2 protein-coding genes are annotated in these 2,197 nt (G+C 73.1%); one reads left to right on the top strand and one right to left on the bottom strand.

Annotated features, from left to right (window positions below; all coding sequences use genetic code 11):
* Window positions 1-214: GNAT family N-acetyltransferase (locus tag AA75_RS32315; protein ID WP_033823899.1), on the top strand; the 214-nt coding region annotated here is incomplete at its 5' end.
* A 65-nt stretch (window positions 215-279) separates the two neighbouring features.
* On the opposite strand, the gene AA75_RS32310 is transcribed toward AA75_RS32315, so the two are convergent.
* On the bottom strand, window positions 280-1,938 hold the full coding sequence (locus tag AA75_RS32310; RefSeq protein ID WP_033823898.1) for an alkaline phosphatase: 1,659 nt from the start codon (window positions 1,936-1,938) through the stop codon (window positions 280-282).
* Window positions 1,939-2,197: the final 259 nt, after the last annotated feature.

Raw genomic sequence — 2,197 nt, 5'->3', positions numbered from 1 at the left:
CCTGGACTGCCTCTACCTGCGCGACGAGCACCGCGGCCTCGGCCTCGGCGGTCTCGTGATCGGCGCGGTGGTGGCCGAGGCCGGCGCCCGCGGGCCGGCCGAGGTGCAGTGGAACACGCCGGTCCGGAACGAGGGCGCGATCCGCTTCTACGACCGGCTCGGCGCCACCCGCAAGGAGAAGCAGCGCTACAGCCTGGCCGTACCGCAGGCCTGAACCGGAACCGGGGACCGGCCGCGCCGCCGCCCGGTGGCCCGGGAGGCGGCGCGGCCGGCGGGGTGTCACTTCACGGGCGCGTAGACCCGCTCGACCTGCTGGGTGCCGGAGCGGGTCCGGTACGAGCGGGTCCACTTGGAGGTGGCGTCCTGCCGGGTCCGGTCGGACAGCACGTAGTAGTCCATCTGCGCGGCCTGCGGGGTGATGTCCAGGACGCCGTAGCCGTGCGAGTCCAGGTCGATCCACTTGACGTGGCGGTTGGCGGCCTCCAGGGCGGCGACGGCCAGCAGCGAGATGGTCTGGGGGGCGACCTTGAGGACGTCGTCGATGTTGTCCGAGGTCACCGAGGTGACCACGAACTCGGTGGCGACACTGCCCGAGGCCGGGTAGGTGGCGGCCTCGTACGGGACGTCGGCGGCCCAGGCGGAGTGGATGTCGCCGGTGAGGAAGACGGTGTTGCCGATGCCGTTCTGCTTGAGGTGGCCGAGCAGTTCGCGCCGGTCGTGGGTGTAGCCGTCCCACTGGTCGGTGTTGACCGCGATGCCCTCGCCGGGCAGGCCGAGCAGCTTGGCGAGCGGGCGCAGCAGGTAGCCGGGCAGCGAGAGGAAGGCGACCGGGGAGATCATCACCTCGTTGCCGATCAGCCGCCAGGTGGTGTCGGAGGCGGACAGGCCGGCCTTCAGCCAGTCCAGCTGCGCGCGGCCGGTGATGGTGCGGTCGGCGGAGTCGACGTCGCCGTTGCCGGCCTTGACCTGCTCGGAGCGGAACGAGCGCAGGTCCAGCAGGTGCAGGTCGGCGAGCTTGCCGTAGCGCAGCCGGCGGTAGGTGGTGCCGGCGACGGACGGGCGGACCGGCATCCACTCGAAGTAGGCCTGCTTGGCGGCGGCGACCCGGTCGGCCCAGTTGCCCTCGGTGCCGGGGGTGTGGTTCTCGGCGCCGCCGGAGTAGGCGTCGTTGGCGAACTCGTGGTCGTCCCAGATCGCCACGGTCGGGATGGCGGCGTGCAGCGCCTGCAGGTCCGGGTCGGTCTTGTAACGGCCGTGCCGGATGCGGTAGTCGGCGAGGGTGGTGATCTCGTGGGCGGGCTCGTGCGGGCGGACCACGGTGCCGCGGGCGCAGTACTCGCCGGACTTGTACTCGTAGATGTAGTCGCCGAGGAACAGGAAGGCGTCGAGGTCGCCGCGGGCCGCGAGGTGGCGGTAGGCGGAGAAGTAGCCGGCCTCCCAGTTGGCGCAGGAGGCGACGCCCAGCCGCAGGTGGCTCAGCGCGGCGTCGGCGGCCGGGGTGGTGCGGGTGCGGGCGGCGGGGGAGGTGACGCCGCCGGCGGTGAAGCGGTACCAGTAGCCGGTGTCGGGGGTCAGGCCGCGGACGTCGGCCTTGACGGTGTGGTCGGACGCGGCGGTGGCGGTGACGGTGCCGCTCGCGACGACGGCGGTGAACGCCTTGTCGGTGGCCAGCTGCCAGACCACCGCGGTGTCCTGGCCTCTGCCGGAGCCAGGTACGGCGTCCGGGGACGGGGTGACGCGGGTCCACAGCAGGATGCCGTCCGGCAGCGGGTCGCCGGAGGCGACGCCGTGCAGGAACTGGGGCGTGGGCGCGGCGGAGGCGGTGGCCCCGCCGAGGCCCAGCGGTACGGCGACGGCGCCCGCGGTCAGCGCGGCGGCCTTGAGGACCCGGCGGCGGCGCGGCCGGGCAGCGGAGAGGGTGTCAGGGGTCTCGGTCACGTCGCCGTAGGCTACTAGCCGGTAACGGGTCCTCCAACCCCTGCGACTGACTGTTCGTCGACTCTTCACCCGGTGGTCCGGAGGCCCCCGTCCCGGGCCGGCCGCGCCAACCGGCCGTCCAGGGGTACAAGTTGACGGCTCCCCGGGTCTTCCCAACGCCATGTGATACATGCAATTGTACATGTCACACCCTCTGTCGGGCCGGGCAGCACGGTCCCCACCGCGCCGCCCGCCCGAGGTTCCCCCGGCCGCACCCCCA

The sequence above is a fragment of the Kitasatospora sp. MBT63 genome, assembly GCF_000710465.2.
In the GTDB taxonomy this organism is placed as follows: domain Bacteria; phylum Actinomycetota; class Actinomycetes; order Streptomycetales; family Streptomycetaceae; genus Kitasatospora.
The sequence above is the reverse complement of the archived record's forward strand: the minus strand, read 5'-3'. Positions and strand labels throughout refer to the sequence as shown.